Source organism: Rickettsia montanensis str. OSU 85-930 (assembly GCF_000284175.1).
GTDB classification, from domain to species: Bacteria; Pseudomonadota; Alphaproteobacteria; order Rickettsiales; family Rickettsiaceae; genus Rickettsia; species Rickettsia rickettsii.
In genome coordinates, this window is the sequence record NC_017043.1 from 346,887 (window position 1) to 371,869 (window position 24,983).

The following is a 24,983-nucleotide window of genomic DNA, read 5'->3' on the forward strand; positions in this document are numbered from 1 at the left end:
CGCACGCTATAAATTAATTTAAGGTAAATTATCATGCACAACTCCTCCACAACTCCGGTGGTTCTAAAATTAAAAGAACTACTAAGCCGGAAACTACTAAAACAGAAAATGTAATAACTCTAGGGTATTTAAAACAATATTTTGATGCGTTTCATCCTAAAGACGGGACAGCATTAAATATTATAGCTAGCTTAGATGATCTGAATTTAAATAAAATAAATCTCATGGAAGGCCTTATATCGCAAGGTGCAAATAAATACAAAGCATTAGAATTTACACTTAAAAACAACAATGCACAAGCTGAACATTTACTTAAGCATCTTACGTTTGAACCTAATCCCAGCCTAATACAAGCAATACATAATAAAATTTTAATTTTAGTAAAGTATTTTGTAGAAGAAAAAGGAGCGAATGTAAATTTTAGTCATTATGGTTCTAATACACTAAATGTGACTGCCGGTTTGGAAAACAGACATTACATGTGATCTTTTAATAAAAGGAGCAACTTATTTAAATACAACCTTAGAAGAAGCAGCACAAGGTGGTCAAAATGTAAACGATCTTCATAAGCAAATCTTTTTTAAAGCAATAAACGAAAATAAGCTTGAAGTAATTAAAAAATTTGTTGAAATATACGGTTTTGATGTTAATACTGAATATCGTTTTAACACACCATTAAGTACCGCAAATTTAAAAAATAGAAAAGAAATTGCAAAGTATCTTTTATCTAAAAATGCTAATTTAGATGTAGCTCTAGAAATAGCAATAATATACGGTAATTTAAATGCGGTAAAAACATTATTAGATGCAGGGGCAAAGATTAATGGCAATAAAGATGTATCACCTTTAATGCCTGCATCAGAGCATGGGCAGGTTACAATAGTAAAATATTTACTTAAACACGGTGCTAACTATAATGTTAAAGGATGGGAAAAAGATAACTTACATAGCGATGTATCGTGTCAACTAACTCAAGTCACTGAGATTTCTACATTGTGTGAAAAAGCTAATAATCCTAACTACAAATATATATTTAGAGAGGATATTAAAAACAAGTATATCATCACATCATGACGGATATAAGAATTTATCATCAGAACAAATAAAGCAAAAATTTTCTAAATTCAAAAAACAACTATCTAAAGATTTACAAAATTTCACAGAAATTAAAGCACTGTTAGAAGATTATTCTAGCGGGAAGAAAATTCCAATAAATACAAATACTGTAGTAGAAGACGAGGGCTATGTTTCTGATTTTAAGGTTGAAACTGAAAAACCTAACACAGGCTCTAGATTAGAACATACTCCTTCTAAATCAGGTATATTTCACACTTTTGTCCTTGAGGGACTTGATGAAGAAACGTCTTTAGGCGGTGATATAAAAATATTTAATTCTGAGCTTTAATAATGTCATTCTGACGATAAGATTGCTTCATTGCCTGCTCTTATGTCATTCCCGCATAGGCGTTGTTGCGTGGACCAGTTTCCTAATTGTTACCCTGTGGCTTGTCCACGGGGTCTAGTTAAAAATACTAATATTATTAGTACTTTTAACTAGATTGCTTCATCAAAACTTACAATTTTTCCTCGCAATGACGACAAAACCTCTTGCACATTAATTAGATACATATATTACCATGAAATATGATTCTCATATTTCATGGTAATATATGTATCTAATTAAAATACGGAGGAACCATGGCTCATCCAAATCTTACGGAAGGAAATAATTATTTTAGGAATGAGAAATATAAAGAAGCTATAGACATGTATAGTAAAATACACAAAAGCTCTAATTATTATCAAGAAGCATAGTATTATTTAGGAGAGTGTTACCTTAATCAAGAAGAATTTATAGAAGCTGCAGAAGCATATAATAAGGTAAACAAAAATCATTATCTATTTGAAAAAGCTAGCTCAAATATTTCAATTATTGAGAAAAATTTTGACTTAATTAATATGGATACATTCTAAATAAATGAATATAGTAAACTGATCTCCATTTTGTACTTCGTTGTTCGTTGTCTTGCCTATTAATATATAGGCTCTACCCTTACGCTTGTCATAACATGGAGCTGAGTTTACTATAGTAGCGAATTATAAGCGAAAGACAATATATTAGGTTCTGTGAAGGAAAATTAAATTAACCTATTTTTGCTCTTCTTTGCTGCAAATTATAAGATTGTTTTGAAATAGGAACAACTATTACTACAAACATCTTATTAATTTTCGCTAAAAAATATCTGAAAATATAAATAATTGAATTTTCCTTTACAGAACCTAGTATATCAAGCAAATTCTAATAATACCTGCCCTCTTACAACATTATCCTTTTCATTAACAAAAATTTTAGCTATTTTTCCGTCTCTTTCGGCAAGAATCAGGTTTTCCATTTTCATAGCAGTTAAAATCATAATTTCTTGTCCTGCCGTCACTTCCTGCCCTTCTTTCACCTTTATCGCAGCAATCTGACCGCTTAGAGGAGCTTGTAGTTCGGAGCTTTCTTCCACCACTACTTTTGAGACCATCAACGCTTCAAGTTCTGATATACGAGGAGAGCGTACAAAGGCTTTTACGCTAATACCGGCATGCGATAATAAATAACCGGTTCTGATATTCTCAATTTTCACATTTGTCTTTTTACCGTTAATTATAGCCGTAAAAAGTTCATTACCTAAATTCCAGTTACTACGAATATATATTCTATCGCTTTCGTGACGTATATTATAGCCGTTTTCAACAGGTGTAATCAATACGGGAAATAGTTTATCATCGATAGTTACTACCCACCTTGTACCTATTTTGTTAGCCTGATTGTTAATATTGCCGGAAATTAAAGAAGCACGTCTTTGCTCCGATATATAAATAAAAATAGCCGTTGCTAAAAATACGGTAGTTACTTCTGAAGTTAGACTAGCTCCGGAAAAACCATCAGGATATTCTTCTTGAATAAAGGCAGTAGAAATATCGCCGCTAACAAAGCGTGGATGCAGCATTACCGCTTCTAAGAAACTGATATTATGAGCAATACCGTTAATTATATAAGAACTCAAAGCAGAACGCATTAGCTCAATTGCCTGCTCTCTTGTTTCACCATAAGTACATAATTTTGCAATCATTGAGTCATAAAACATACTTACTTCGCCGCCAAGCCCAATCCCTGTATCTATACGGATATTAGGACTCTTTGCAGGTTCGGAATAAGCTATAATTCTACCACTAGAAGGTAAGAAACCTCGGCTTGGGTTTTCGGCACAAATTCGTGATTCAAATGCCCAACCTTTTAATTTTACGTCATCTTGCGTAAATGATAATTTCTCGCCGGCTGCGATTTGTATCATCTCTTCAACGATATCTATACCGGTAATTAGTTCAGTAACAGGATGCTCGACTTGCAACCTAGTATTCATCTCTAAAAAATAGAAATTTTTATTGCTATCTACTATAAACTCAACGGTACCGGCCGAATAATATCCCACTTTTTGAGATAAGGATATTACCTGCCTATACATTTCTTGCCTTATATCTTCAGTAATAAAAGAACTTGGTGCTTCTTCGATTACTTTTTGATGGTGACGCTGTATTGAACATTCCCGCTCTCCGAGACATACACTATTGCCGTATTGATCGGCAATTAGCTGAATTTCGATATGACGGGGAGTTTGAATTAACTTCTCAATAAATAATCTATCGTCACTAAAACTATTGGCTGCTTCAAGCTTTGCCGACTCAAAAGCATTGGCCATTTCAGCGGGATTATTCACTACTCTCATACCACGCCCACCGCCGCCGGCAGCCGCTTTTACTATTACCGGAAAACCAATCTCTTTAGCAATATCTATAGCTTGTTTAACATCGTTTATAGTTCCCATATAACCTGGAACGGTGCTAACTCCGGCTTCTATCGCTATCTTTTTTGCTTCGATTTTATCGCCCATTTTTTTAATAGTTCCGGCACTCGGTCCTATTAAAACAACACCTTCTCTTTTAAGAATATTGGCAAAATTCGGATTTTCTGATAAAAAACCGTAACCTGGATGTACTGCACTTGCGCCACTTTCACGAATCGCCGAAATAATATTTTTAATAGATAAATAACTTTCCGTTGCAGGGGAATCACCTATATAATAAGCCTCATCTGCATGCTGCACATACATTGAGTTTGTATCTGCTTCAGAATATACTGCAACCGACTTTATCCCCATCTTTTTTAAGGTACGTATTATCCTAACGGCGATCTCGCTACGATTAGCAATTAAAATTTTATCAAATAATGGTTTATTCATAGTTTTTTGTATCCTAATGTCACCCCGTGGCTTGACCACGGGGTCTTGTGTCACAGACTGTATTCTGAGATCCCGTGGTCAAACCACGGGATGACAGCTAAAGCGGCAAATTATCATGCTTCTTCCAAGGCAGTGCTACTTTTTTAGTACGCAGGAAATTTAACGCCTTACATATTCGCCATCTGGTATTTTGCGGTCTTATAATATCATCCAAATATCCCCTAGATGCCGCAACAAAAGGCGAAGTTACTACTTTCCTATATTCATCGATTTTTTGTTTTTTAGCTTCAGGGTTTTTACATTCTTCCTTAAATATTATCTCGGCTGCTCCCTCTGCCCCCATAACGGCGATTTCCGAATTAAACCAAGCATAGTTTATATCGCCTCTAAGATGCTTGGAGTTCATAACTATATAAGCACCCCCATAAGCCTTACGGGTAATTACAGTAATCTTCGGCACTGTAGCTTCCGCATAAGCGTATAACAGCTTAGCCCCGTGTTTAATAATACCGTCATGCTCTTGGGATGTACCAGGCAGAAATCCAGGCACATCAACAAGGCTTACTATAGGAATATTGAAAGCATCACAAAATCTAATAAATCTTGCTGCTTTTCTTGAGGCGTTTATATCTAAACATCCTGCTAAATGCAAAGGCTGATTAGCCACAAATCCTACCGGATAACCTTCCATATAACCAAAGCCAATAATGATATTCTTAGCAAAATCAGGTTGTAGTTCAAAAAATTCTCCCTCATCAACGATACGCTCAACAAGCTCTTTCATATCATAAGGCTTATTAGGAGTGTTAGGTATTAACGTGCTAAGAGACATATCAACTCTATCGGCAGGATCAACAGTCGAACGGACAGGAAGAGGACTACGATTGGATGACGGAAGGAAATTAAAGAATTTACGAATTTCAAGCAATGCTTCTATATCATTGTTGAATGCAAGATCGGCAACGCCGCTTTTAGTGGTATGCATCCTAGCACCGCCAAGCTTTTCTTGGCTTACTTCTTCACCCGTAACGGTTTTTACTACATCGGGACCAGTTACGAACATATAAGAACTATTTTTAACCATAAATATAAAATCGGTTAAGGCAGGAGAATATACCGCACCACCGGCACAAGGTCCCATAATTAGGGTAATTTGAGGGATGACACCCGACGCTAAAACATTACGCTGAAATAATTCACCGTATCCGGCCAGAGCATCAACCCCTTCTTGAATTCTTGCTCCCCCTGAGTCGTTAATACCGATTACGGGAGCACCGGTTTCTATAGCTTGATCGATAATATCGCAGATTTTCTTAGCATGATATTCGCCGAGAGAGCCACCGAGTACGGTAAAATCTTGGCTATAAATAAATACCAACCTACCGTTTATCGTACCGTGTCCCGTTACAACGCCGTCACCTAAAAACTTTTTATCCTGCATCCCAAAATTATCGCATCTATGGGATACAAACATACCTGTTTCGGTAAAGCTATTCGGATCTAATAATACTTCTATGCGTTCTCGTGCAGTTAACTTACCTTTTTGATGTTGTGCGTTGATCCTAACTTCACCGCCCCCTTGCCTTGCAATATTTCTTCTCTCATCCAGTAACTCAGGAGAGATTATATTACTTTGATTCATAGATTATTTATAGTTTTATTTTCCAAAATATCCATAATATAATATAATAATACTAATGTGAAAAGATAATTTATTTATGTCATCTACCAAAGATATCAAAGAAGCACCGAAAAAAGCCAAATCACCAGCTAAATTTGATAATTTATCAACTGCCTTAAAAAAGAATTTACAAAGAAGAAAGAAAGTTAAAACGAAAGATACTACAAGCCAAGCTTTATCTGCATTACAAACAATAGTAAAAAATTACACTGATTCTACGGACGAAAAAATTTCTCTTGCAGATGAATTAATAAAATCAAGACGCTTAGAAACAGAAAGTAAATAAGCACCACATTTGACATATTAATATAAATTGCTAATATTTGGGGAGTTTAGGTTTTGTTGCATGGCTCGCTTATGTCATTCCCGCATAGGCGGGAATCCAGGGTAAGGCGAGATAAATCGAGTTTTTAGTTTTAAAAACTTACTGTATTTATATTTTTTAATTACTGGATTCCTGTTTTCACGGGAATGACATAAGAGTCACCCAACAAAATTGGCATTTAAAATATTTTATATCATGGACACAAACAAACTATATCTTTTCAAAGATAGACGATTTTTACCGAATTTTATAGTGCAATTATGCGGTTGTCTTAATGATAATATATTAAAAAATGCTCTGGTAATCCTTATAACTTATGGTATTTCAGGAGCTTTAAGTAAATATAATAATCTACTTGTTTTAATTGCTAATGCTACTTTTGTATTACCTTCTATAATATTCGCAAGCATAGCAGGACAAATTGCCGATAAATACGAGCGTGCAAATCTTATTAAAATTATTAAGATTTGTGAAATCGGTATAATTGCCTTTGCAATTTACGGATTTCATCATAATAATCTGTTAATCCTGTTTTGTTCTATTTGCTTAATGGGTATACATTCTACTCTTTTCGGTCCAATCAAATATAGCGTATTACCTGATCACCTAAATAAAGACGAACTACTTGAAGCTAACGGCTTTGTTGAAGCCGGAACTTTTATCGGTATTTTTATCGGTACTATAATTGGCAGCTATTGTACAATCAGCAATAATTTTATAATTTATTCCTTAATTACCATCGCTTTTCTTGGCTTTATTACAAGCCTGTTTTCCCCAAAATCTAAAAACGCAAATCGTGATATTAAAATGAATTTTAATATTATAGATGAAAGCATAAATATGATTAAATATGCCAAAGCAAAAAAACAGATATATTTAGCTATACTTGGTATTTCATGGTTTTGGTTTATCGGAGCTGCTATAATTTCTCAAATACCTTTACTTGCTAAGGTAACTTTTAAAGCTGATGAGAATGTTGCTAATTTATTTTTAGCGGTTTTCTCGCTTGGTGTTGGGGTCGGTTCGTTTTTATGTAGCAAAATATTTGAAGATGAGATTACCGTTAAATATCTATTTATTTCAGCCCTAGGCATTAGTATTTTCGGTATTGATTTATTCTTTGCAAGTAGAATTAGCTCAGTTAACTACGAACCTACTCAGCTAAAAAGTATTTTAGTATTTTTATCGAAAAGACATAATTGGCGAATAGTTATAGATTTATTGTTCTTAGCAGCAATAGGCGGATTATATATCGTTCCTCTTTTTGCGATATTACAGCATTACGCAAACCCTGCTCATCGTAGTCGAATTATTGCCGTTAACAATCTTATCAATTCCATTTTCATGGTGGGATCAACAATAATTCTATCTTTATTATTTTACCTAAATTTCACTATACCCTGGATTATATTATTTATTAGCCTAGCTAATATAATCGTTACTATACATATTTACCGTTTAATACCTGAAGTTAAAATTATTCCGTTTAAGCTATTGCGAAGAATATTCCAAATCTGTTTTGATCTTATGTATAAGGTTGAAGTTAAAGGATTTGAAAATTTTCAAAAAGCAGGTAAAAAAGTAGTAGTGGTCGCTAACCATATTTCATATCTAGATCCGCCGCTAATTGCTACTTACTTACGAGAAGAAATGACTTTTGCAATTAGTCCCGATATACAAAAAATATGGTGGATTAAACCGTTTTTACGTATGGCAAAAACTTTGCCGGTTGATCCAAGTAACCCAATGGCAATAAAGACTTTAGTAAAAGAAGTACAAAAGGATCAGAAAGTAGCAATTTTCCCTGAAGGTAGAATAAGCGTTACCGGCTCTTTAATGAAAATATACGAAGGACCGGGGATGATTGCCGATAAAGCCGGTGCTACCGTCTTACCGGTTAGAATAGACGGTACTCAATTTACTCATTTATCAAAATTAAAAAACATATTAAAAAGAAAAATATTTCCTAAAATTACTATAACCGTTTTACCGCCGGTAAAATTCGCTAATATGGATGCTACAAGCAATCAAGAACGACGCAGTTATATATCTAGGACTCTTTATGATATCATGGCTGACATGATGTTTGAGAGTTCAGACTATAAAAATACTGTATTCTCATCTCTTATAGAAGCTGCTAAAATTCATGGATTTAAGAAAAAAATAGTTGATGATTTTGAAAATAATGCGGTTACTTATCGAGATTTAATATTAAAATCTTTTATCCTAGGTGATTTAATCAAAAAGAATAATATCTTTGGCAGAAATTTAGGCTTAATGTTGCCTAATACCACGAATACGTTAATTACTTTTTACGCTATGCAATCTAGCGGTTATGTTCCTGCTATAATTAACTGGAGCAGCGGCATAAGTACTATTATTAATTCCTGTAAACTTGCACAAGTTAAAGTAGTTTACACTTCAAAACAATTTATTGAGAAAGCAAATTTACATGAATTAATAACTAACTTATTAGATTTCGGTATTAAAATAATATATTTAGAAGATTTTAAAAATCAGAGTGGTACAGCTCTAAAACTAAAAGCAAAAATAGGAAGTTATTGTGCCCAAACTTATTACAATTATTTTTGTCGTAATCGTGATGACGAAAAACCGGCAGTGATAATTTTTACTTCGGGTACTGAAGGTGAACCTAAAGCCGTATTATTATCTCACAGAAATTTACAAACTAATAGATATCAAATAACTGCTAAAGTACCTTTTAGCCCTGAAGATATAGTATTTAATGCGCTACCGCTATTTCATTGTTTTGGTCTTAGTGGTGCAATTATTACAACTTTAAACGGTATTAAGCTGTTTCTATATCCTTCTCCACTAAATTATCGTAGCATTCCTGAAGTGATATACGATATTGGAGCAACTATATTAATTTCTACCGATACTTTTTTAAACGGTTATGCTAATTACGCTCACCCATATGATTTTTACTCATTACGCTATATATTTGCCGGTAGCGAGAAATTAAAAGAATCTACAAGACAATTTTGGCTTAACAAGTACGGCATACGTATTTTTGAAGGATATGGGATTACAGAAGCCTCACCTATTATAACTTGCAATACCCCTATGCATAATAAAGCAGGCACGGTAGGAAGATTATTACCGAAAATTGATTATAAGCTTGAGAAAGTAGAGGGCATAAATGAAGGGGGACGTTTATTCATTAAGGGTCCTAACATCATGCTTGGTTACTTGGACTTAGAAGGTCACCGTACTTATAAAGAATGGTACGACACAGGCGATATAGTCAAAATCGATTCTGAAGGATATATAACAATTTTAGGACGTTTAAAACGCTTTGCTAAAATAGCAGGGGACATGATATCTCTTACAAAAATTGAAGAGCTTGCAAGCGAAATTGATCCTGATTCCTTGCACGCTGCTATTTCTATTCCCGATAAAACGCACGGAGAAAAGATTATTTTACTTACTACCGGTTCCGATATAAATAGAGAGAACTTTGCAGATGCTGTATCTAAAGCTCAAATTTCTTTACTACATTTACCAAAAGTAATTATTACCGATTCAGAAATACCTTTACTTACAAACGGCAAAATTGATTATCTTGAGATTATGAAAAACGTGGATAGATTCTAACGTCATTGCGAGCGACTGCAAGGAGCGTGGCAATCTCAGGAATCGTACCTGAGATTTCTTCGTCGACGCCTATGACGCCTTCTCGCAATGACGGAAAAAAACTTCACACACAACAATGCTGGCCAAACCACGGGGCAACATTTATTTTGTCTTTTGACTATTAATAGCAGCATTCAAAACTAATTTAAACCACTTACCTAATAACTCTTGATCCTCCATAATTTCAGGTAACACCTTCCGATATGATAGAGTTACAAGTTTACCTTTACTTTGATATACAAATGACTCAGAACCGAAAGATTGAAAATATTCATAAGTGCTTAGGTCTGACTTAAAATATAATTCATTGCTCTTAATAATTCCTATCATAACACCACCCTTATCCATATCCACCAAACATTGCACGAACGGCTACTGAACCATATGGTTCTAACAATTCTTTGACATATTCAGTAAATTCATTTTTGTTCATAATAATCGCTTTAAATACAACAAACCATAAAGAAACGTACCTAATATAATAAACAATGGAGTTAAAGGTAAATCAAAGTAGAGAGAGCTAAATGCGGCACAAAAATTAATAAATAAAGATATAAGAATTGATATTATAATCATCTGGGAGGGGCTATATGCTACAAACCGTGCAATCATTGCAGGAATAAGTAAAATAGCAGTTACCATAAGTACTCCGACAATCTTTATAGCAGAAAATACCGATAATGAGAGAAGAAGTAAAAATATTAGCTCAATAGTATTAACCTTTAAGCCTTTTATGACGGCAATATCCCTATTGATAATGATAAGAAGAATTTGATTATAAAAATATACTATAAAGCCTATAATAGTTATTAGCACTATTGCAAGTATCATCAAATCATTAAAAGATACGGATAAAATATCCCCAAACAACAAATTCACTATATTATTCTGCAAAGAAGTAAAATAATTAATAACTAAAGCAACAGCTAGCATGAAGCTAGAAATCAAATTAATAACTGCGTTTTTTTCAGAATTATTTTTAAAAATAAACACAAAAAACGAAAAAAGAATTGCAACTATTATGCCTGAATATATTAATGGAACATGTGCTATAATACTTATGCTAGCCACTAAAAAACTACTATGAGCAAACCCGTCACCGAAATAAATATATCTCTTCCATAGGGCAATGCAGCCAAGCGGAGCAAATATGCAGCTAATTAAAATTAAGGCTAGTATTATTAAAGTCATCTGAGTATATTATATATGTTTGTTGTATGGCCTCTTGTTATCCCGTGGCTTGACCACGGGATCCACTAAAGTTCTTAGGCTGTACTTATGAAGCCCATGGTCAAGCCACGGGATGATATTGGAAAGAATCATAGACTATGTCTTCAATTGATAAAAGAGAATTAGAAAAATTTGAGAAAATTTCTCATAATTGGTGGAATAAGGATGGAGAATTCGGTATCTTACACCGAATAAACCCTATTCGCTTTGAATATATAATAGAGAAAATAACTACGCATTACAATAGACACCTTTCCAAACTCGCTTATAGAGAGGAATTTGTAGGAAATACGCAGCACAGCACTGCAGCGTACATAGAAGTACGTGAGGATGCGAGCAGCGGATTGACGCACAAATTACCTCTAGAAGTAGAGTTTGAGAAGATGTCTAACGATATTTCTAAATTAGAAATATTAGACGTCGGTTGCGGTGGAGGGTTAATTGCAACGCCTTTAGCGGCTCAAGGTTTTAACGTTACAGCAATTGATGCACTGCAAAGTAATATTGAAACGGCAACTGCTTATGCTAAGGAAAACGGCGTAAAGGTAAATTATTTACAATCTACTATAGAAGAATTAGAAAGTAACAAGCTATATGATGTGGTAATTTGTCTTGAGGTTATTGAACATGTAGAAAACGTACAGCAATTTATACTAAATTTGGTGAAGCATATTAAGCCAAACGGTATGGCAATAATTTCTACGATTAACCGTACTAAAAAAGCTTATATACTTGGAATAATAGTTGCCGAATATATTTTAGGTTGGGTACCAAAAAACACTCATGATTATAGCAAATTCCTAAAACCGTTGGAAATTTACGAAATGCTTACGGATACCGAAATTGAAATTAAAGAGCTGAAAGGCTTGGTATATGATCCGGCTAAAAATGAGTGGAAATTAAGCGATGATATAGACGTAAATTATTTTATGTGTTTGGGGAGAAAGAGTATGTGTTATTCTAGCTAACTTGATCAGCCTTGTTGCATGAATACCGAATCGTCATTGCAAGCGACTGTAAGGAGCGTGGCAATCCAGAAAAATAATAAAAAAATGCTAATTTTAGCATTTTTTACTGGATTGCTTCGTTAATTGCTATGCAATTTCCTCGCAATGACGCAAAAACTGATCCATGCAACAAAGCCGACTTGATCGCGGGATCCAGTTAAACATACTAGTATTATTAGTATGTTTAGTTGTTTTCTGGATACCGTGGTCAAGCCACGGTATGACACAGTTCTTAGTATATATTTAAAAAAGATAATAAATGACTAATAACGTAATTACTAGATTTGCTCCGTCACCAACGGGGTTTTTACATATAGGTTCGGCAAGAACCGCCCTTTTTAATTATTTGTTCGCAAGGCATCATAACGGTAAGTTCTTGCTTCGCATTGAAGACACTGATAAAGAAAGGTCAACTAAAGAAGCGGTAGAAGCTATATTCTCAGGTCTAAAATGGCTAGGGCTTGATTGGAACGGTGAGGTTATATTCCAGTCTAAACGTAATAATCTTTACAAAGAAGCTGCACTAAAATTACTGCAAAACGGTAAAGCATATTATTGTTTTACTAGCCAAGAAGAAATAGAAAGACAGCGACAACAAGCTTTAGAAAATAAACAACATTTTATTTTTAATAGCGAGTGGCGTGACAAAGATCCATCTATCTATCCTACTGATATTAAGCCGGTAATACGTCTAAAAACTCCAAGAGAGGGTAGCATAACAATTCATGACACCTTACAAGGTGAGGTAGTAATTGAAAACTCTCATATAGACGATATGGTACTATTAAGAGCAAACGGCACTGCTACTTACATGCTAGCCGTTGTAGTAGACGATCATGATATGGGTATAACTCATATTATTAGAGGTGACGATCATTTAACCAATGCAGCAAGGCAACTCGCTATTTATCAGGCTTTCGGATATGAAGTACCGAGCATGACTCATATACCGTTAATTCATGGAGCAGACGGAACAAAATTATCCAAAAGGCATGGAGCATTAGGCGTTGAAGCTTATAAGGATATGGGGTATTTACCGGAAAGTTTGTGTAATTATTTACTGCGTCTTGGATGGAGTCACGGCGATGATGAAATTATCTCAATGACTCAGGCTATAGACTGGTTTAATCTTGATTCACTTGGTAAATCACCTTCTAAGCTTGATTTTGCTAAGATGAATAGCCTTAACGCTCATTACTTAAGAATGCTTGACAATGATAGCTTAACTTCAAAGACTGTAGAGATATTGGAACAAAATTATAATAAACTTCTTCGGAAGCTCGCTTATAGGAAGGAATTTGAAGAAAACACGGAACGCAGCACCGCAGCGTATATAGACATACGTGAGGATGCGAGTACCGGATTGACGTACAAATTACCCCTAGCAGTAGAGTTGCCGAAGAAGTTTAAGGTTAGTGAGCAGGAAATAGGCTATATCAAACAAGCAATGCCAAGCTTGTTAGTTAGAAGTGAAACATTACTAGAACTAACACGCCTTGCTCAAATTTATCTAGTAGATTCGCCTATTATCTACAACCAAGATTCAAAAGAAATTATAGAAAATTGCGATAAGAATTTAATTAAACAAGTTATAGAAAACTTAAGCGAACTTGAGCAGTTTGATAAGGAATCTGTACAGAATAAATTTAAAGAAATAGCAGCAGCAAACGACTTAAAGCTGAATGACATTATGAAACCGGTAAGAGCTTTAATAACAGGTATGACTGCATCACCTAGCGTATTTGAGATTGCAGAAATTTTAGGAAAAGAAAATATTTTAAAAAGGTTAAAAATTATATGAAAGATTGTATAAAAAAAGTTGCTTTTGTTTTTAGTGGATTATTTATAATAACCGGCACTTTTGTTTTGTATAGCATAGGAAACGTCAACGCATCAACAGCACCAAAAAAGTACGGAGCTTGGACTTTAAATTGTACTCTTAATAATGAGAAAAAACAACTTTGCTTCTTATCACAACAAATTAATAATCTAGAGAAAGATAAAGAAAAGGAAATATTAGCCATTTATCACATAGGTTATTTCAATGGGGAGCAAGAAGAACAGGAATTAAAAATAATAGAAATAGTCCCGTCAAATGTTCAAATTCCGGCAGGTACAGTTATTAATAGCGGTGACAAACGAATAGCAGCCGGAAAATACGTAAATTGTACAGTAAACGGCTGTCAGGCTTTAGCTATTATTACAAAAGACGATCTAGACATAATTTTATCAAACGATAATTATATAGAACTAATTACCGCAGACGGCAAACAAGCTAAAATTTCATTTATAAAAGACGGCTTAAAGGAAGGCCTAAAAGCTTTGAGTAGATAGTAACGCAAGAATTTAAGCATTGTTGCGTGGATACTAAACCGTCATTGCGATCGACTGAAAGGAGCGTGGCAATCTCAAGATTTTGGTCCGCGATTGCTTTGTCAAAATTTTCAATTTTTCCTCGCAATGACGACTTGGGTATCCATCCGCACAACAAAGCTTTGAGTCGCTTAGCGCACAACCACTCGCTATTAAGTTGCTTTAAAGCTTAATTAAGCATCGTGATGATGGTGTCCATGTCCAGGGCCCTTCACTGCCTAAACTTGCTTCATATTCAAGAACCCATGATTGATGAAATGCCATGCCGGTATCAGCGATTATCCATCTTTCTAAAAGAACGCGAAATCCTGCTTCTCTTTCCGGGAGAATTATTGAGTGATCGGTAGAAGCAGGTAATGGATGTCTCCAAAATGGTTTTGCTTGGCTTATATTTTCAAAAAATGTCTTAAGCTCATTAAAGTTAGTCTTTGAGAAAAGTCAGTAGGATGATCAGTGATCGCATATGTATAACCACGTGTTTTATGTGCCATGGTATAATCCCAATGTATATCAAACTTGTCACCGGCTTTTACTTCATGAACATGATGATACTTGCTTCCATCTCTCCAATCAAATGTTTTGTCAGATGAAAATTATCGCATTTCTGCATTAGTATAATTAACAGAATCCCTCTTATCTTCTTTTCCACCGCTAAGAAGATGTCCATCTTTAATTGCCGGTGCACTTAGAGTATCATCAGGAAAGTCAACATCACCAGGAAAGGCTTTTTTCCTCCTTCCATCTCATTTTTCTGTGAGCTATCCTTTAACAACTTTAATTCTTCGCAAACTCAAGCCATTGTCTTCGGTAAGGTTACTGCCCCACGATATGGGGTAACACCTAAGACATGCGAAAATTTCTTATCGTACTCTGCTTTATTAGGAGCTATTTTGTTATCAACTAGTTTTTTAGTCATAATTTACCTTTAATTTAAATTGTATTTCGATATATATAAAAATAGATTGAATAATAATCCATCTTTACAATTAACAATGCTTACTAAATTTTTAATATATTGCAAGAAGTTATAAACCACTAAAGTGAAAAAATATTTGAGAATAAATAAAAAAATGCTTTTCTTTTTATTAAGTTTTATTAACTATTTTTATATTTTTACTTAAGATACTAGCTATTATTATAGTAATATATTCAATTTATCATGTTAACAAAAATTAATATTAATGTAATGTAACTGTGTAAAAAAATCACAAAAATATAATCCTATTTAAAAATCAAGATATAGTTTAACTTGTGCTTAACCATTGATTATCGATAAATTTAAAAAATAAATATCATGTTTTTCTAAAATCTTATTAATTTTCTTATAAAAATAGTTTTTAGCTGATATACACTTCTTTTTTTTCTAAAGTATATGCCTATTCCTTTAGGAAGAAGTTTAAATAATTAGTAGGTTTATGGAAGATATTGATATTTGGCAGAAAAAATTTGAGGTTTGTGATTATAGTAAAAAATTAATTGATCGAATTAAATATTTGAATACTATAGTAGACTCACCTATAGATATAACAGAAATTGAAAAAGGTCTTTATTATACCCGTAAATATCATGCTTCTCAAATGCGTCAATCAGGTGAGCCTTATTATTCTCACCCTATAGAAGTTGCAATCATGCTTGCAGATTTTACAGCTCCTGAAGCTCCTAAACTTTACAAATCATATATGATAAATGTTGCCCTTCTTCATGATGCTATAGAGGATACAATATGTACACATGCTGATATTAGCAAAATTTTTGATAAGAATATTGCCGATAGCGTAGAACGTTTAACAAGAATTAAGCCATACGGTAAAATTAGCTCCGGTGAAATAATACAAAATAAAAAAATAAATTAAGATAGAAGTCGTCTTTCATCTTGGATATTCATTATTTCAAACTTCTTCCTAAAGGAATAGGCATATACTTTAGAAAAAAAAGAAGTGTATATCAGCTAAAAACTATTTTTATATTTCCAGTGTGCAGCTTCACCGCTATCTGCATGATAATGCATCTTATGATCACGTATTTGTATCTCTATTTTATAATTATCCTCAGTTGTGATAATAGTATGCAAAGATTGATAGCCGTTTGGTTTAGGATTAAGAATATAATTTTTAAGTTTATCCTTTTCATACTCATAAAGATCATGAACTGCTTTTAAAGCTTTATAACATTTCTCTTCATCTATTACCACTATGCTTATCACAAAAATATCTGTTAATTCTTCTAACTTTATACCCTTACGATATAATTTATATAAAATTGATATTGGATGTTTGATCCTACCTGTTATTTGAGCAGCAATATCATGTTTAGATAAATTATGATTTAAATTTTTAATAACCCTTTGAAGCAAAACTACCTCTTTAATTTATACTAATTCAGTTAATAGTTATACTTACGAATAACTAAACACCAATTAAAGCAATAAACTTGATTAAGTTCTATTAATATTTCTAATTAATTTGCTATTTTTAGTAAATATTAATAAAACCCAGCTTTAGTTGATATTAACAGGAAAAATTAAGCTTGTGGCAAGCTTCGCACTACCCTACCCTATTATTTTATCTTTTATCCTAAATTCACATTATTTAGATTGCTTTTAGAACCTAATTTTTAAGTTTTATATATAAAATTTAAATTATCTTATTTTAGTCTTTCTTAACCGTATAAATTATAAGATTTTTTTAAAATAAGAATAGTAATTTTTCTAAAACCTTACTAATTTTAGTTAGCATAGTTTAACCGACCAAAAGCTAAAAATAGATTAACCTTGCCTATAGCTTCAACAAGAAATCTATTCTTAATAATTAAAGCGTAAAACCGCTTTAAACCTTTTGATCATCCTATATAAGGCTGTTAACAAAATAACTTTAATTGATAATTAAAGAGATTTTTAAACGAAAATCAACAAGATTTTTACAGTAATAAATATCCCTATTTCAAAAAAATCTTATAATTTGCAGTTAAAAAGAATTTAATTAGCTTTAAAATTATTTTGTTAACAGTCTCATAGGATAAATACCAAAGGTTGAACCATTATAATTAATTAAAAAATATTTGCAATCATTTACTGAAATAATTACAAGAAATTCTATATTTTATTTTTTGAGGAAGAGTTTTATTAAAGAGTTTATTTTCAAATTAAGCAAAGAATCGCTTTAAAACCCATTTGTTACATGAATCAGTTTTTCAGTGTCCTACTACGACTTAATAATGTGTTGTACGGCACGTTGTTAAAATCATCATTGCGGAGCAGGCATTGCCTGCGTGGACCAGTTTCTTAATTGTCATCCCGCGACTTGATCGCGGGATCCAATTTAAAACACTAGTATCATTAGTATTTTTAGTTGTTTTCTGGATACCGTGATCAAGCCACGATATGACATTGAACAGGTTTTGCGGTCCACGCAACAATGCCTCCTTACAATGAGGGAAACAAGCAATACAACAAAACGGGTTTATTAGATCTATTGCATAACCTATCTTATAGAGATATAGACTTAGAAATCCATACCGCCCATGCCTCCCATACCGCCACGCATTGGCATTGGCTCTTCCTTATCAGAAGGTTCGTCAACAATTAAAGTTTCCGTGGTAATAATTAACGAAGCAACGGAAGCAGCATCTTGAAGTGCAGTACGCACTACTTTAGCCGGATCAATAATTCCTGCTTTAATCATATCGACATATTGCATATCTTGAGCATTAAAGCCATAATTTTTATCCTGATGTTCTAGTAATTTACCAACTACTACGCCACCGTTTTCACCGGCATTTTCAACAATCTGTTTTAGCGGATCCTTTAAAGCTTCTATTACTATTTCAATACCTGCTTGTTGATCCTTATTCTCTACTTTAAGCTTTGTTAAAGGTTGTGATGCATGAAGTAATGTTACACCGCCACCGGCAACAACACCTTCCTCAACTGCCGCTCTTGTAGCAGCAAGTGCATCTTCAACACGATCTTTACGCTCTTTCACTTCAACTTCCGTAGCACCGCCAACCTTTAATACGGCAACACCGCCGGAAAGTTTAGCTAAACGCTCTTGTAGTTTTTCTTTATCATAATCAGAAGTAGTTTCAGCTATTTGAGATTTAATTTGTAATACTCTATCTTCAATATTTTTCTTATCACCGTTACCGTCAACAATTACGGTATTTTCTTTAGAAATTGTTACTCTTTTTGCCGTCCCTAGACTCTTAATACTCACATTTTCAAGCTTCATACCTAAATCTTCAGTAATAAGCTCACCTTTAGTTAGGATAGCAATATCCTCCATCATTGCTTTTCTTCTATCGCCAAAACCGGGAGCTTTTACTGCCGCAACTTTTAAACCACCACGTAATCTATTGACTACAAGCGTTGCAAGAGCTTCGCCCTCAACATCCTCAGCAATAATTAATAGCGGGCGTTGTGATTGTACTACAGCCTCAAGTATAGGTAACATCGGTTGTAAATTTGATAATTTTTTTTCAAATAGTAAGATGAAAGGATTTTCAAGCTCAGCAACCATTTTCTCGGAATTCGTTACAAAATACGGTGATAGATAACCTCTATCAAACATCATACCTTTAACTACTTCAACATCGAAGCTAAAATTCTTTGCTTCCTCAACGGTTATTACACCTTCTTTACCGACTTCCTCCATTGCCTTAGCAATTTTCTCACCGATTTCCTTATCACCGTTTGAAGAGATAGTACCAACTTGTGCGATTTCCTCTTGGCTATTGATTTTTTTACTGGATTTTTTAATTTCTTCTACTACTGCGTTTACCGCTAAATCCATACCACGCTTTAAATCCATAGGATTATAACCGGCAGCTACTAGCTTATTACCCTCACGAGCCAAAGCTCTAGCAAGTACCGTAGCTGTAGTAGTACCATCACCGGCTACTTCTGCAGCTTTTGTAGCAGCTGATTTTAATAGCTGAGCTCCTGCATTTCTAATTTTATCTTTTAACTCGACCGATTTTGCAACCGTCACACCGTCTTTGGTAATTTTCGGTGAACCGAATGATTGCTCGATAAGTACATTTCTACCTTTTGGACCTAAAGTAACTTTTACTGCATCTGCAAGTATATTAATGCCTTCTAGCATTTGCTCACGAGCTTTTGAACCGTGCTTAATAAGTTTTGTTGCCATATTTAATTTCTCCTTAAAATAAATAATTAATTAATAATACCAAATACGTCGCTTTCTTTCATAACGATCAGTTTTGCGCCTTCAATTTCAATTTCGGTGCCTGCCCATTTACCGTATAAAACTTTATCGCCTACTTTTAGCTCTAAAGGATGAATTTCGCCTTTTTTATTACGAATACCGTTACCTACGGCTACTATTTCACCTTGCATCGGCTTTTCTTTTACAGTATCCGGAATAATAATTCCACCTTTAGTTTTTTCTTCTTGTTCGATAGGCTTTATTGCAATTCTATCATGTAATGGTTTAAAAGACATTTTAACCTCCAATTATTAAATCTTTAAATGTACATACTATATATATTTTATTTTTGTTAGTTCAAGGGGCAAGAATAAAATTTTTTTTATTAGAGGTCTATTCTTTCTCAAAATCCTCTAAAATAGTGCCGTGTTTAGTTTTACTCCATTTCAAATTCAAAGGGTAGCAAATTATTTCAAATACTACTTTATATGAAGCTACAGTATGTAATATAAAATAACTAGCCCATAAGATCAAAGCTACTATATCCTGAAATTTTACTTTTCCGCTTTTTAAAGAATTTTTTAATATATACAGAGCTGTACCATATAGATATAAAAGCGAAAAAATACTATTAATAAGCCATAAATAATTAATTATAGAATTTTTATTTATAACAATAGACAATATTATAAAGGGTAAACTCCAAAAATTATAAGTAGATAAGCCGATGAAAATATAAATTGTTATTACTTGCAATAAAGTAAACTTTTGGCATTTATCTTTTTGTGCTTTAAATACCAAAAATGTTTGCAAAAAGCCTTGAATACAACGTGATCTTTGATTTAACCAATTACCTAAACTATTCGGAGCTTCTTCTAGAGTATAGGAATCAAGAATAGCTACTTTATAGTTCTGTGAGTAAATTCTTATACCAAGTTCGGCATCTTCTGTTACATTATAAGCATCCCATCCGCCAAGCTTATTTAATATGATTACTAGTACCCCCAAGAGGTGTAGGAAGTTTTAGCAAACTTAATCCTTTCAAGATATATTCAAACCATAAACTATATTCTATATTAAACATTTTGGTTAAAATATTCTCCTTTTTATTATAAAAATTAAGCTTAGCTTGAGGACAAGCATATTCTAGAGGCAAGTTTTTAAATATTGCTAGAGCTTTAAGTAGCCGTTCAGGTTTAGGTTTATCTTCAGCATCATATACTACTAGATACTCGCCACGTGAATATTCTAGAGCATAATTAAGGACTTTCGGCTTTTAGTTCTTGGTAGACTTTTCGGAACAGATATAACATGAAAATAAGACGGTAAATTATATAACACTATTTCTTTAATCATTAGATAATCGTCATCTTCGATAATAATTTTAACGCCTAGCTTATCTTTTGGATAATTAATTAATGAAATATTTTTAATTATTGACCTTAACTTACTTAATTTTATATAACGGTACTGTATAAACCGGTAAAGCTTTCGCCTCATTTTGAAAAATTTGTGATTCCACCGAATGATTTTTAGTACTACTTGTTTTGTGAAGCGATTCCACCTCTGTCATCCCGCGACTTGATCGCGGGATCCAGTTAAAAATACTAATATGGTCAAACCACGGTATGACACCAAATATGCTTTTCAATCCATGCAACCCTACCGAAGGCGATTCTCTTACTGCCCTTATAAATAACAGAGATTTTAAAATATTTTGCAAACAATAGCCTATATTATTAGCAACATGAAATAAAACCGGCAGATAAATCAATGTGGCTATAAACACGACGAAAAATATTAATTATTTTATTGGTATAATTAATATTCTTAGCAATAATCGGTCCGACTTTAAATTCAAGAGCATATTTTGGTTTGATACTAGTTAAATGGGCGAAATTTTTTTCTAATAATTTATAAAAATAATATTTCTTGATCAGCATTATAGATCTAAAAATATTATTATTACTAAACAATATTTTTAGATCATGTATAGCAGTTATGGTATTACCGTGAACATCTTCATATATACAATAACCATTCACTACATAGGCTTGTATATAAGAATAATTATAAATTTTAATATAAGCAATATTGCTTATTAGCGGCAATATTCTATTTTCATATAATATATCAATCATTATCTCATTATCGATAATTGCTTCTTCGATCATAGCTTTTAAACTAGTAGCTTGTTTTTTACCTAATAAGTTTTTATCTCTGATTATCTGTAATATTATATCTTCATTTATACATCTAACCATGCTGAAAAACTTATACCTGATATTTTATATTTCTTATTTGAAAAACTGCGATCCCCAAAATAACCGATTTGAGCAGTTAACAAGTTTCTATTCTCTTTACCAAAATTAATTATCTTTGCAATTCCTAGCTGCTCATAAACTGAACTATCATATACATAGCCGTAATTTTGCCGAGTATGGTATTTTGTAAAACTTGTAAGCATTATGCTGTTTTTAAATTTAATCCCTTCACAAGTAGAAAAATTATAATACATCTTCTTAGAACCAATATTAATTGAATGTCCAAAGCTAAATATATTTTGATTAAAAATAGTAACAGGGCGGATATTTTTAGACATTCCCATTAGTAAAGATATCTCGCCTAAAAAATCTTCTTTAAATTTTTTACTCTTACTCATTAAAATTTTAGGCTGAGCCGAAATAACAAAATCTTTATCTTCAAATAGCTTCAATTTATAGTAAATAGAAGCATCCGTGCTTATGTTTTTTTCATTCAAAAATTTATCTTCTTTGTACAAAAAATGTACTCCAATATTTTGATTATCGGTAATACCGTATTCTACAGTACTACTTACAAATTGCTCATATTGATCAGAGGATAATTCTACTATCTTCTGCTCTAATCTTTTTATTTGTCGTAAGATTTTTGCATGAAGACTCGGCTGATCGCTTACTTTTTTGAGGTATTCCCATAGATAAGCTACTCTTTCTCTTATGTATAAAACGGCTTCTTCTCTTTGCTTTTTCTCGTTTTTTGATATCTTATTAACTTTATTAACCCCCTATCTATATCTTCCCTGCTCTAACAACCATGCCGAAGCATGTACCTTATTAATATCAAAAATAATTATAAGGCATACTAGACAATAATATAATCTTAATACCATAGCCGCTTAAATTTAAAAAATACACTATAATAGCAATTATAAATTGAGTAAAGAGCTAGGTTAAAAAATTTTTAATTGAAGTAGTATATGGAATATTGTAGTAATGATTTTATAACTTAAAATTCATTCAAAGAGGAAAATATGAACGATCCAAAATATAGAACTATTACTTTTACCGAAGAAAGTAGAACAGCAAATATTAATATATACCCCAATAAAATAACAATTGGAGCTAATCAGCGTGTTACGTTTGAAAGCCTAGGCAATGTTGCAGAATTAATCTTAGGACCACATAGTAGTGTTAAAGTAACAGATCTTAATCATAAGGTATTTATAAATAATACCAATCGAGATAAGACAATTATATTATCAGGTGAACATATTGCTTTTGATGATAATCCATACGCTTAATAAATACGTTATTCTCGTGGAAGATTGGTTGCGTGGATACATGCACCGTTATTGCGAGGAGCAAAGCGATGCGGCAATCCAGAAAAATAACAAAAAAATGCTATAAATTAGCATTTTTTGCAATGACGGGAAAACGGATCCACTTAGCAACTTTCTAAGACCCAAGCAGTACATGATTTTGTAGTTTAAATAATTCCGCAGCTCCGCCTTTAGCAAGTTTTAACATTGCTAAAAACTGCTCTTCGGAAAAAGGATTTTTCTCTGCCGTGCCTTGTACTTCGATTAAATTACCGTTACCTGCAAACACAAAATTACTATCCACGTCCGCATCACTATCTTCTAAATAATCCAAATCTAGTATCGCCTCACCTTTATATATACCGCAAGAAATAGCTGCAATTTGACTAATTAACGGGTTCACCTTTAAAACTCTCTTTTTCATCAAGGACCTAATAGCTAGGTGCAATGCTACGTAGCTCCCTGTTATTGCTGCAGTTCTAGTACCACCGTCAGCATTAATAACATCACAATCTATGATAATTTGCCTCTCGCCGAGTTTCTTCACGTCAATTACACATCGCATCGCCCTACCTATTAAACGCTGTATCTCTTGCGTTCTGCCGCCTTGTTTTCCGAGTGCCGCTTCTCTTTTAATACGCTGTGATGTAGAACCGGGAAGCATACCGTACTCGGCAGTAATCCAGCCTTGATTTTGTCCCCTCAAGAATGGCGGTACGGTAGTTTCACAAGTAGCACTACACATGACATGTGTATTACCGATTTTAATAAGACATGAACCTTCCGCATTAATAAGCGGGGATAATTCTAATGAAATAGGACGTAATTGATTGCTTTTTCTTCCTGACTGTCTCATCATAATACAATCTGTACTCCATAAGTAAAAATAAATAGTAGACGAAGTTTAATTTGGAAAAGAGCAAGGCGTTTCATATTTTTTGACCGCAGCGTACATACTAGTACGTGAGGATAAAAAAATACGAAACAACGACGCCAATTTTTCAAATTAAACGAGTATACCATTGAAAAAATTTTTATTATATCTATATATATCTCAAAAAAGAACATAAATATAAAGTAAATAATATGATAGACGATAATATAGAAAATAATGAACAAACAATAAATGATATTGCTGAAGAGATAGTTGAAACGGAAAATCCGGAGATAACAGCGTTAAAAGCCGAGATTGAAGAGCTAAAAGATAAGCTAATAAGAACTACTGCCGAAATAGACAATACAAGGAAGCGTTTAGAAAAAGCACGTGACGAAGCAAAAGATTATGCAATTGCTACATTTGCTAAAGAACTACTAAATGTTAGTGATAATCTTTCAAGAGCATTAGCACATAAACCGGCAAATTCTGATGTAGAAGTCACAAATATTATTGCAGGCGTTCAGATGACTAAAGACGAGCTAGACAAAGTCTTTCATAAACATCATATTGAAGAAATAAAGCCGGAAATAGGATCAATGTTCGACTATAATTTACATAATGCAATTGCGCAGATAGAACATCCTGATCATGCACCGAATAGTATTATTACTTTAATGCAATCAGGATATAAAATTAGAGATAGACTACTTCGTCCTGCTACCGTACAAGTAGTTAAAAAACCTTAATACTCGATGAACTTCAAAAATTTGCGTCGTCGTTTTACAAGAGCTTCGGTTCTCACGTA

24 protein-coding genes and 4 pseudogenes are annotated in these 24,983 nt (G+C 33.2%); 12 read left to right on the top strand and 16 right to left on the bottom strand.

The annotated features are described in order from the left end of the window. Window positions 1-33 precede the first annotated feature (33 nt). The 4 genes and pseudogenes from MCI_RS10465 to MCI_RS01895 all read left to right on the top strand — a co-directional run. Window positions 34-248 (top strand): annotated as a pseudogene (locus MCI_RS10465) (hypothetical protein); the annotation flags it as partial. Window positions 249-374: 126 nt separating this feature from the next. Beyond that, window positions 375-679, top strand: a pseudogene (locus MCI_RS09485) (hypothetical protein). 89 nt (window positions 680-768) lie between these two features. Next, entirely contained in the window at window positions 769-1,074 is a 306-nt protein-coding gene (locus tag MCI_RS09495; RefSeq protein WP_232202746.1) for an ankyrin repeat domain-containing protein, read from the top strand. Beyond that, window positions 998-1,405, top strand: a complete 408-nt coding sequence (locus MCI_RS01895; protein ID WP_014409432.1) for a hypothetical protein — start codon at window positions 998-1,000, stop codon at window positions 1,403-1,405. The genes MCI_RS09495 and MCI_RS01895 overlap by 77 nt, the downstream gene beginning before the upstream one ends. Window positions 1,406-2,143: 738 nt before the next feature. Here the strand turns inward: MCI_RS01895 and MCI_RS08870 are convergent. From MCI_RS08870 to MCI_RS01910, 3 genes are all read right to left on the bottom strand, one after another. Beyond that, a complete protein-coding gene (locus MCI_RS08870; RefSeq protein WP_014409434.1) occupies window positions 2,144-2,296 on the bottom strand; it encodes a hypothetical protein in 153 nt (50 codons plus the stop codon). Further along, on the bottom strand, window positions 2,289-4,286 hold the full coding sequence (locus MCI_RS01905) for an acetyl/propionyl/methylcrotonyl-CoA carboxylase subunit alpha (RefSeq protein WP_014409435.1): 1,998 nt from the start codon (window positions 4,284-4,286) through the stop codon (window positions 2,289-2,291). Before MCI_RS01905 ends, MCI_RS08870 begins: the two co-directional genes overlap by 8 nt. Before the next feature lie 97 nt (window positions 4,287-4,383). Continuing rightward, on the bottom strand, window positions 4,384-5,928 hold the full coding sequence (locus MCI_RS01910) for an acyl-CoA carboxylase subunit beta (RefSeq protein ID WP_014409436.1): 1,545 nt from the start codon (window positions 5,926-5,928) through the stop codon (window positions 4,384-4,386). Window positions 5,929-6,004: 76 nt separating this feature from the next. On the opposite strand from MCI_RS01910, the gene MCI_RS01915 reads away from it, so the two are divergent. Together MCI_RS01915 and MCI_RS01920 are read left to right on the top strand one after the other, a co-directional pair. Further along, window positions 6,005-6,253: a hypothetical protein gene (locus MCI_RS01915; protein ID WP_014409437.1), complete on the top strand. Its 249-nt coding sequence runs from the start codon at window positions 6,005-6,007 to the stop codon at window positions 6,251-6,253. A gap of 234 nt (window positions 6,254-6,487) precedes the next feature. Continuing rightward, the gene (locus MCI_RS01920; RefSeq protein WP_014409438.1) at window positions 6,488-9,910 is read left to right on the top strand and encodes an acyl-[ACP]--phospholipid O-acyltransferase; all 3,423 of its coding nucleotides are present in this window, start codon (window positions 6,488-6,490) and stop codon (window positions 9,908-9,910) included. Between the two features lie 141 nt (window positions 9,911-10,051). Here MCI_RS01920 and MCI_RS01925 read toward each other — a convergent pair whose 3' ends face one another. Both MCI_RS01925 and MCI_RS01930 read right to left on the bottom strand, forming a co-directional pair. Next, entirely contained in the window at window positions 10,052-10,297 is a 246-nt protein-coding gene (locus tag MCI_RS01925) for a TfoX/Sxy family protein (protein WP_232202694.1), read from the bottom strand. Between the two features lie 81 nt (window positions 10,298-10,378). Then, entirely contained in the window at window positions 10,379-11,140 is a 762-nt protein-coding gene (locus tag MCI_RS01930) for a metal ABC transporter permease (RefSeq protein ID WP_014409439.1), read from the bottom strand. A gap of 137 nt (window positions 11,141-11,277) precedes the next feature. Here MCI_RS01930 and ubiG point away from each other — a divergent pair, with 137 nt between their 5' ends. The 3 genes from ubiG (at window position 11,278) to MCI_RS01945 (ending at window position 14,520) form a co-directional block, all read left to right on the top strand. Beyond that, the gene (gene ubiG, locus MCI_RS01935; protein WP_014409440.1) at window positions 11,278-12,147 is read left to right on the top strand and encodes a bifunctional 2-polyprenyl-6-hydroxyphenol methylase/3-demethylubiquinol 3-O-methyltransferase UbiG; all 870 of its coding nucleotides are present in this window, start codon (window positions 11,278-11,280) and stop codon (window positions 12,145-12,147) included. 298 nt (window positions 12,148-12,445) lie between these two features. Next, window positions 12,446-13,987, top strand: a complete 1,542-nt coding sequence (gene gltX / locus MCI_RS01940) for a glutamate--tRNA ligase (protein ID WP_014409441.1) — start codon at window positions 12,446-12,448, stop codon at window positions 13,985-13,987. Continuing rightward, the gene (locus tag MCI_RS01945) at window positions 13,984-14,520 is read left to right on the top strand and encodes an invasion associated locus B family protein (protein ID WP_014409442.1); all 537 of its coding nucleotides are present in this window, start codon (window positions 13,984-13,986) and stop codon (window positions 14,518-14,520) included. The genes gltX and MCI_RS01945 overlap by 4 nt, the downstream gene beginning before the upstream one ends. A 425-nt stretch (window positions 14,521-14,945) precedes the next feature. On the opposite strand, the gene MCI_RS10470 is transcribed toward MCI_RS01945, so the two are convergent. Both MCI_RS10470 and MCI_RS10215 read right to left on the bottom strand, forming a co-directional pair. Then, the gene (locus tag MCI_RS10470) at window positions 14,946-15,068 is read right to left on the bottom strand and encodes a hypothetical protein (RefSeq protein ID WP_332248938.1); all 123 of its coding nucleotides are present in this window, start codon (window positions 15,066-15,068) and stop codon (window positions 14,946-14,948) included. A 281-nt stretch (window positions 15,069-15,349) separates the two neighbouring features. After that, window positions 15,350-15,475 (bottom strand): hypothetical protein, encoded by a 126-nt coding sequence (locus MCI_RS10215; RefSeq protein ID WP_269479129.1) that lies wholly within the window; start codon window positions 15,473-15,475, stop codon window positions 15,350-15,352. A 499-nt stretch (window positions 15,476-15,974) separates the two neighbouring features. Between MCI_RS10215 and MCI_RS01950 the strand changes: the two are divergent. Next, a pseudogene (locus MCI_RS01950) lies at window positions 15,975-16,391 on the top strand (HD domain-containing protein); the annotation flags it as partial. 116 nt (window positions 16,392-16,507) lie between these two features. On the opposite strand, the gene MCI_RS01955 reads toward MCI_RS01950, so the two are convergent. From MCI_RS01955 to MCI_RS01980, 8 genes and pseudogenes are all read right to left on the bottom strand, one after another. Next, on the bottom strand, window positions 16,508-16,912 hold the full coding sequence (locus tag MCI_RS01955) for a bifunctional (p)ppGpp synthetase/guanosine-3',5'-bis(diphosphate) 3'-pyrophosphohydrolase (RefSeq protein ID WP_014409444.1): 405 nt from the start codon (window positions 16,910-16,912) through the stop codon (window positions 16,508-16,510). A 1,147-nt stretch (window positions 16,913-18,059) separates the two neighbouring features. Continuing rightward, window positions 18,060-19,703, bottom strand: coding sequence for a chaperonin GroEL (gene groL / locus MCI_RS01960; protein ID WP_014409445.1), 1,644 nt, complete (start codon window positions 19,701-19,703; stop codon window positions 18,060-18,062). A 26-nt stretch (window positions 19,704-19,729) separates the two neighbouring features. Continuing rightward, the gene (locus tag MCI_RS01965) at window positions 19,730-20,017 is read right to left on the bottom strand and encodes a co-chaperone GroES (protein ID WP_014409446.1); all 288 of its coding nucleotides are present in this window, start codon (window positions 20,015-20,017) and stop codon (window positions 19,730-19,732) included. A 97-nt stretch (window positions 20,018-20,114) separates the two neighbouring features. Then, the gene (locus MCI_RS09500; RefSeq protein WP_232202695.1) at window positions 20,115-20,729 is read right to left on the bottom strand and encodes a glycosyltransferase family 2 protein; all 615 of its coding nucleotides are present in this window, start codon (window positions 20,727-20,729) and stop codon (window positions 20,115-20,117) included. Beyond that, window positions 20,701-20,928: pseudogene (locus MCI_RS09505) on the bottom strand (glycosyl transferase); the annotation flags it as partial. The pseudogene MCI_RS09505 and the gene MCI_RS09500, both read right to left, overlap by 29 nt. Window positions 20,929-21,168: 240 nt before the next feature. Further along, window positions 21,169-21,444 carry a hypothetical protein gene (locus MCI_RS09510; protein WP_232202696.1) on the bottom strand — a complete coding sequence of 92 codons (276 nt, stop codon included), beginning with the start codon at window positions 21,442-21,444 and terminating at the stop codon, window positions 21,169-21,171. A gap of 16 nt (window positions 21,445-21,460) precedes the next feature. Further along, the gene (locus tag MCI_RS01975; RefSeq protein WP_232202697.1) at window positions 21,461-21,985 is read right to left on the bottom strand and encodes a hypothetical protein; all 525 of its coding nucleotides are present in this window, start codon (window positions 21,983-21,985) and stop codon (window positions 21,461-21,463) included. Further along, the gene (locus tag MCI_RS01980; protein WP_014409447.1) at window positions 21,970-22,503 is read right to left on the bottom strand and encodes a hypothetical protein; all 534 of its coding nucleotides are present in this window, start codon (window positions 22,501-22,503) and stop codon (window positions 21,970-21,972) included. The genes MCI_RS01975 and MCI_RS01980 overlap by 16 nt, the downstream gene beginning before the upstream one ends. A 510-nt stretch (window positions 22,504-23,013) precedes the next feature. Here MCI_RS01980 and MCI_RS01985 point away from each other — a divergent pair. Further along, the gene (locus MCI_RS01985) at window positions 23,014-23,283 is read left to right on the top strand and encodes a hypothetical protein (RefSeq protein WP_014409448.1); all 270 of its coding nucleotides are present in this window, start codon (window positions 23,014-23,016) and stop codon (window positions 23,281-23,283) included. 154 nt (window positions 23,284-23,437) lie between these two features. Here MCI_RS01985 and rph read toward each other — a convergent pair whose 3' ends face one another. Then, on the bottom strand, window positions 23,438-24,157 hold the full coding sequence (gene rph / locus MCI_RS01990; RefSeq protein ID WP_014409449.1) for a ribonuclease PH: 720 nt from the start codon (window positions 24,155-24,157) through the stop codon (window positions 23,438-23,440). Between the two features lie 230 nt (window positions 24,158-24,387). Here rph and grpE point away from each other — a divergent pair, with 230 nt between their 5' ends. Beyond that, complete coding sequence (gene grpE / locus MCI_RS01995; RefSeq protein ID WP_014409450.1) at window positions 24,388-24,924, top strand: nucleotide exchange factor GrpE; 537 nt, start codon at window positions 24,388-24,390, stop codon at window positions 24,922-24,924. Window positions 24,925-24,983 lie beyond the last annotated feature (59 nt).